Source organism: Atribacterota bacterium (assembly GCA_039638595.1).
GTDB lineage: Bacteria > Atribacterota > Atribacteria > Atribacterales > Caldatribacteriaceae > Profundicultor > Profundicultor thermophilus.
Map to the genome: position 1 here is coordinate 22113 of JBDIWM010000025.1, position 6799 is coordinate 28911.

8 protein-coding genes are annotated in these 6799 nt (G+C 46.5%); all 8 read right to left on the minus strand.

Annotated features, from left to right (window positions below; all coding sequences use genetic code 11):
* Nucleotides 1–2: 2 nt before the first annotated feature.
* Entirely contained in the window at nucleotides 3–1607 is a 1605-nt protein-coding gene (fliF, locus tag ABDK92_07080; protein ID MEN3186384.1) for a flagellar basal-body MS-ring/collar protein FliF, read from the minus strand.
* A gap of 5 nt (nucleotides 1608–1612) precedes the next feature.
* Nucleotides 1613–1906: a flagellar hook-basal body complex protein FliE gene (gene fliE / locus ABDK92_07085; GenBank protein MEN3186385.1), complete on the minus strand. Its 294-nt coding sequence runs from the start codon at nucleotides 1904–1906 to the stop codon at nucleotides 1613–1615.
* Between the two features lie 13 nt (nucleotides 1907–1919).
* Entirely contained in the window at nucleotides 1920–2312 is a 393-nt protein-coding gene (gene flgC, locus ABDK92_07090) for a flagellar basal body rod protein FlgC (GenBank protein MEN3186386.1), read from the minus strand.
* Nucleotides 2312–2710 carry a flagellar basal body rod protein FlgB gene (flgB, locus tag ABDK92_07095; GenBank protein MEN3186387.1) on the minus strand — a complete coding sequence of 133 codons (399 nt, stop codon included), beginning with the start codon at nucleotides 2708–2710 and terminating at the stop codon, nucleotides 2312–2314. The genes flgC and flgB overlap by 1 nt, the downstream gene beginning before the upstream one ends.
* A gap of 78 nt (nucleotides 2711–2788) precedes the next feature.
* On the minus strand, nucleotides 2789–4117 hold the full coding sequence (locus tag ABDK92_07100; GenBank protein MEN3186388.1) for a hypothetical protein: 1329 nt from the start codon (nucleotides 4115–4117) through the stop codon (nucleotides 2789–2791).
* Nucleotides 4098–5495 carry an ATP-binding protein gene (locus ABDK92_07105; GenBank protein ID MEN3186389.1) on the minus strand — a complete coding sequence of 466 codons (1398 nt, stop codon included), beginning with the start codon at nucleotides 5493–5495 and terminating at the stop codon, nucleotides 4098–4100. The genes ABDK92_07100 and ABDK92_07105 overlap by 20 nt, the downstream gene beginning before the upstream one ends.
* Before the next feature lie 76 nt (nucleotides 5496–5571).
* The gene (locus ABDK92_07110; GenBank protein MEN3186390.1) at nucleotides 5572–5937 is read right to left on the minus strand and encodes a response regulator; all 366 of its coding nucleotides are present in this window, start codon (nucleotides 5935–5937) and stop codon (nucleotides 5572–5574) included.
* 6 nt (nucleotides 5938–5943) lie between these two features.
* A partial coding sequence (locus ABDK92_07115) for a chemotaxis protein CheW (GenBank protein MEN3186391.1) occupies nucleotides 5944–6799 on the minus strand: 856 nt, incomplete at its 5' end.

Below are 6799 nucleotides of genomic sequence, written 5' to 3' on the forward strand. Positions count from 1 at the left end.
CTTTAATCCTCACTCAGCCAGCTTCGCACAAGTTTGGCAGCATCTTCGGGATTGGTTTCAACCAGCCTTTTAATTTCTTCCTCCATCTTCCGCTGCAACTCTAGTTTCATCCTTTCCTCCGGTGAAAGTTCCACGGGGCGAGCCAGAGAAGGGGTTACAGACTCGATTTCTTCCATGTATGCCTCTTCTTTTTCTCGTTCCTCGTAAACCTCGGCTGTGACCTGTTCCGGAGTTACTGCAGTAACCAGAATCCTCTTGCCTAAAGAGTAAAAAAGAAGCACGAGAAAGGCAATAATTCCATATTTCACCAGAAGTTCTAGGAGATTCATAAACTTTTGAGAAGCAAGAACTTTAGCTTCTTCCTCTTCCATGCTACGGTTGAAAGGAAGTGTTTCGACCATAACGATATCTCCCCGTCCCAGGTCAATCCCCGCAGCAGCCTGAACCACTTTTCTCACTTTCTCCACTGCTTCCTGAGGAAGACTACTATCAACAAGGACCGCTACAGAGAGTTTTTTGATCTTTCCCGGAAAGGAAGCAAAACGTTCCGAAATCCGGTTCATTTCGTAGTTCGCAGTGAATTCTCGGCGATTATAATTATTTTCCTGTTTCGACCTATTTTCCTCACCATAGACGGGGATATTCGACGCCACCCCAGGTTTACCCCCCGCTGGGAGTACACCACCCTGATACTTTTCCTCTACTTCTTGGGTGCTGCGTACGATTCCTTCTCCTCCAGTCACTGGCTCGTAGATTTCTTTTTCCCCTTCTCTTCGTTCAAAATCGAGATCTGCACTAACCCTAACTACTGCCTGGCGATACCCTAAAACTCCCTCCAGCATCGATTGAACCTGCCGAGTCAAAGTTTCTTCGATTTCTCGCTTCATCTGCAACTGTGTTGCAGTAAGATTGGTAACACTTACCAAATCGGAAGCGCTACCTGTACCGCTGGCCAGAATGTTTCCCCGGTCATCCAAAATAGTAACCCGTTCTGGCGAGAGTCCTTCGACACTATTCGCCACAAGGTTTGCGATCGCCTGAATTTGAATGTCTCGCAAGGTTATCCCCGGTCGCAACCGCACCACTACCGAAGCAGTGGGTTCTTTCGCCTCCTCAGAAAAGAGCTTCTCTTCGGGCATAACCAGGTGCACCCGTGCTCCTTCCACTCCCTCAAGTTGCACAATGGTTCGTTCGATTTCTCCTTGCAAAGCTCGCTGGTAATTCACCTTCTGAAGAAAACTGGTTAAACCAAAGCTATTTTTGTCCAGAAGCTCAAAACCAGTGCCCTTAGAAGGAAGCCCTTTTTGAGCTAATTGCATTCTGGCCTCATATACCCGGTCTTGGGGCACTTCGACCCGAGTCCCTCCCTGGGAAAGGCGATAGGGAATTCCCAACTCTTTAAGACTATCAACCACCTTTCCACTTTCTGCCGGATCAGAACTTGAAAAAACCGGAGCGTAGTCTGGTCTTCCCGAATAAAGAAAGATAGTTCCAATTCCAGCCACCAGAACCGTGGTGAGGAGGATGAAAAGCATCTTCTGCCCCTGGCTCATCCCCCCCCACATATTTTGAAGTCGTCCGGTAAAATCACTAAGCGGACTTTTCATGGTCATCACAACTGCATACGCATGATTTCTTGATACGCTTCAATAACCTTGTTACGCACCTGGACCGTCAAACCAAGAGCCAAATTCGCTTTTTCCATAGCGATAATCGCTCGATGAAGGTCTTCTTCCTGGCCCAGAACGACACCCTGAATGGCATTATCAGCTTCAAGCTGGAGGGTATTCACCTCGGTGAGGGCGTCAAAGAGCAGTTTTCCGAACCCCTTCGATTCGTCTTCAACTCTATTTTTTGGAATGCTTATTTCCTGTGCAAGGTTCATGCCTATCCGTTCAACTTTCACCCTCCGTCACCCCCTACCGGCCAATATTCAGAGCACTGTTGGTCATGCTCTTTGTGGCATTAATGGCAGCGACGTTCGCTTCATAAGCGCGGGTTGCAGCCAGAAGGTCAACCATTTCGTTGACCAGCACCACATTCGGATACTCCACCCATCCCTCGCCATCGGCATCAGGATGACCAGGTTCATATACCCGGCGAGTCGGTGTAGTCTGATCCTCAGTAATAGCGGTAACCTTGACACCCCCATCTAAAAGGGGTTCAAAAACGACCTCTTTTCTCCGGTAAGGCTCACCAGAAGGAGTCCGAGTAGTCTCGGCGTTGGCGATATTTGCAGCAATTACGCTCATTCGTAATCGCTCTGCTGTCAGCCCAGAAGCGCTGATGTCGAAATTCCGAAAAATCCTCATTATTTCACCTCCCTGATTGCAATACGCAAATTGTCCAATTTCCCAGAAACCATCCTGGCAAGTGCCTGGTAATAGAGGGCGTTCTGCAAAACCGTGGTCATCTCTTTCTCTACGTCTACTCCCCCTCCATCCTGGCGTACAACAACGTTTTCCTCCTGTCCCACGAGTTTTGGTTCTTTTTCCTCAATTCCTTCCAAATGCGAAACATTGGTTCGCTGAAGCTTCATAGCTCGTTTATCGACTTTCTGATATTCCCCTTGCAACACTGATTCAAAATCCAGGTCTTTCCGCTGGTATCCTGGTGTTTCCACATTAGCCACATTTTCAACCAGTAACTTTTGTCGCGCCATAGCAAGACTCAATCCCCGTTCTAAAATCCGCAAGGTAACATCCTGCATCGTCCATCCTCCCAAAGCGAATTTCAACATACGGAGGATAAAATAATTTGCCAAAAAAAAGCAGAATGGAGAGGAAAATTATCTTGAAGAAACTCTCTTACGTAAGTAGGAAGGAAGAATTCCCATTTCTTCTCGATAGAGAGCACACGTTCGGCGAGCGATGGAAAATCCCCTTTTTTCCAGTTCGGCCACGATCTCTTCGTCAGAAAAAGGATACAGAGGGTTTTCCTCCTTCAAAATAATTCGGATCATCTCTTTAATCGGATACGAAGCGTCGAAAAAGAACTTTACATGCCGTACCACACCGTCTGGAAACCGCAGGTATTTATTTTTCAGAATCTGGCAGACAGCGCTCACACTCACCCCGACAGTCTGAGCAATATCCCGCTGGCGGAGAGGCACAAAATATGGAAAACCATGAACAAGAAACTTTTTTTCCTGTTCCACAATGCATTCCAGAACTTGAAGAAGCAATCGATGACGATAAGAAAGACAGGACACAATTTCTCTGGCCTCTTGGAGTTTTTCCTGCCAAAAAGCCAGATCCTTTGCAGACATGGTATCCTTTCTCTTACTGAATCCTACAAGTTTCTCGTTGATGCTCAACCGAAGAGAAGGAGGGGTATTCAGAATAACTTCAAATTCACCCTCTGTCACTTCCACAATTTCAGCATCCGGCACCACCAGTTCTTCGCTTCCTTGAAGGTCTTCTCGTTCTCTCCCTAAGGAAGTCTCAAAAAACTGTGCTGGAGACAGAAAAATCTTCCCAAGATGTGGGGTAACCAGTTTTTTAAGGACATCTGGATTCTGAAGCGCTTCACGGCGTAGAGTTTTCAAATCTTTACCTTCCAGCAATCCCAACTTCTGCATCTGCAGAAAGATAAATTCCAGAGCATCAGAGGAAGCAAAACCGAGGAAACCTGCTTCTCTTACTTTCTCGATAACGCGCCATACTTCTTCTTCGCCCCTCTTGAGCGCAAAGGCTGCCCGAGCTACATCCATTCTCAAAAATCCCGAATCATCAAGAGAAGCAAGAAGTGTATAGAAAATTTCTCTCTCGCCGGGTGTCAGTTCCACAAAGGTTTCCACTTCTTCTTGCAAAATGTCTTTCCAACCCCTCTTCGTTTCCACAAATGAGAACTCCTCCCAAGGAATTTCTTTCCGTTCTTTCACATAAAGCAGGCGTCCACAGGAAGGACAGAATTCAGGATATCCGGAGAGTGTTATTCCGCAACCGTAACAGACTATATCTTCCTGTGAGTCAAGAAGAGGGTTTTCTTCTACAAGTTGGCTGAGCTTTGCCTCCAGTTGTACTACATTCATCACCATGAGTTCACTGGCTACCATCATCTTGGGGACCATCTTCTGGTGCTGGGCGAGACGCAAATCAAGCCGGGGTTTGAACATCACCACCACCCTCCACAGGAATAAACACCCGAAATTGCGTCCCCCTCCCTTCAACAGAATCAACTTCCATAAATCCTCGATGGGCCCGCACAATACCATAACAGATAGAAAGACCTAACCCGGCACCCTGTGACTTCGTGGTAAAGAACGGCTCAAAAATACGACCGAGCTTTTCTTTAGGAATCCCTTTTCCGGTATCAGAAAATACCACTTCGATAAAGGGTAATTGTTCCCTTCCCCCTTTTGTATCTCCCAAAAAAGGGAGCCTCGGGGTAAGCAACCGAAACTGGGTCGTAATCGATAGAACACCGCCTTTCTCTTCCATGGCATCAAAAGCGTTTTTAGCCAGATTGATAAATACCTGTTTGATACGAGTGCTATCCACCAAAACCGGAGGCAAATCCCTGGCAAGAGATAACTCTATTTTTCTCTTCTCGTCTACATAGAAATCCACTAAAGCAAGGCTTTCTGTTAAAAGTTCGTTCAGGTTAACCCGTTCTTTTTGCAAAACCATGGGACGGGAAAAATCAACCAGGTACTTGATGAGTGTCCCACAGTGTTCCGCTTCCTTCTCAATCTTTTCCAGTACCCTTTTGGTAATCTTACAGGTTTCGCAATCAGAGGTCCCCTTTTCCAGACGGGGTAAAAGCATCTGAGCATAACCATAAATTACAGCCAAGGGGTTATTAATTTCGTGGGCTACACTGGAAATAAAACGACCGATGCTGGAAAGTTTCTCCATTTGCCGCACACTTTCTCCCCAACGCGCTCTTTCAGTAACGTCTTCTACAATTGCAACCATTGAAATCACCGTATCCACTTTCCAGGGAAAGAAATGAAAGTTGAGTAGGCGCTCCTCCGAAAAGCGGTTCGTAATTTTGATATTCCGCAGGAATAGCGTTTCTCCAAAGAGCAAATTTTGACTTATCTCTTCAGTCTCTTCCGGAGAAAAGAAGAACACTTCAGCCAACGTTTTCCCCTGAACCTCTTTCTTCGAGCAGCCGGTGATCACTTCCAGACGATGATTCCAATCGAGAATTTTTCCCTCGTCTAAGGAAGCAATGATCAACCCCAAAGGAAATTGCACCACAAAAGAAGCAAATAAAGGAGAAACTTGCAAACAATGTAAGATTCCTCGCTTGATCCGAGCAAGCTGGCGGGAGGTCAAAGAGGGTTCTTCGGGTGAATCTCCCCAGAGGAAGAAACTGTTCTTGGCTATATCCATCGTGCGGAGCACAATTTCCCTCCCGTTTCGAGAAAAAAGGTACCCTCGAACACTTTCAGGATGGTTTTTTTCTAAACACTTGAGTAGCATCGACTTATAGAAAGAAATCCCATTGTAGAAAAGCCGCTTTTCTTCGACTTGCCAGAGAGCCACAAAGAGCAACCTCCATTGGCGCCGAATAATTCTTAAAAAAAACCTGAGATTGCCCCAATCCTCTTCCATTCCTTTCTCAGTTGCCCAGAACCTTCTTGATCGCTTCGATCACTCTATCCGGCTTAAAAGGCTTTACCACAAAATCACGAGCTCCTGCCTGAATTGCATCGACAACCATCGCCTGCTGACCCATGGCGCTGCACATAATGATACGAGCCTGCGGGTCTTTTTTACGGATCTCTTTCACGGCTGCAATCCCATCCATCTCCGGCATGGTAATATCCATAGTCACCAGGTCCGGCTTTGCCTCCTCATATTTTAAAATGGCCTCCTTGCCATTACTGGCCTCAGCCACCACCTCGTATCCATTTTTTACCAGGATGTCTTTCAGCATCATGCGCATAAAAGCGGCGTCATCAACAATCATAATTCGCCCAGGCATAGCTCCTTAACCTCCCATCTGAAAATTTTTCCAGAGCAAACTCGGTACATCTACAATCAGCGAGACCCTTCCATCTCCTAAAATGGTTGCCCCACTTAAACCACGCACATCACCGATATAGGAACCCAGCGATTTAATGACAATTTCTTGTTCCCCAATAATCTCATCCACCACCAATCCCGCCATGGTTCTGGCTGCATTAACCACCACCGTATATAGAATCTCTGGTATCGTTTCTCCTTCAAAGTATTCAGCCTTTCTAGACTGTAAAAGGTCCTTTAGACGCAGCATGGTGAGCACTCGACCTCGAAAAAGCGCCGTCAGGGTTTTATTCACCCAGTGGGTATCTTCTTTTTTCACCTTTTCAATTTCCACCACATCAGCCAGAGGGATGGAATAGATTCCTCCATCGACTTTGACAAGAAGTGCCCGAATGATGGCCAGAGTGAGTGGAAGCCGCAAATAAAATGTGGTTCCTTTCCCTTCTTCACTTTCTATACTCACTTGTCCGTTGATTTTCTCCATATTTCTCCGGACAATATCCATCCCTACTCCACGCCCTGAAACACTGGTAACCTCGTCATTGGTCGAAAAACCCGGATAAAAGATGAATTCCATAACCTCACGATCGCTCATCTTGTCAAGCTCTTCTTGTGAAGCGATTCCGAGCCGCAACGCCTTACTCCTGATTTTGCCGGTATCCAGACCACGTCCATCATCCTGAACCATGATGACTACAGAATTCTCCTCCTGATACGCTTTTAAAACGACCCTCCCTCGGGGTGATTTTCCACAATTGATCCGCTCTTCACGGGACTCAATACCATGGTCCACAGCGTTACGGAGGAGATGGATGAGTGGG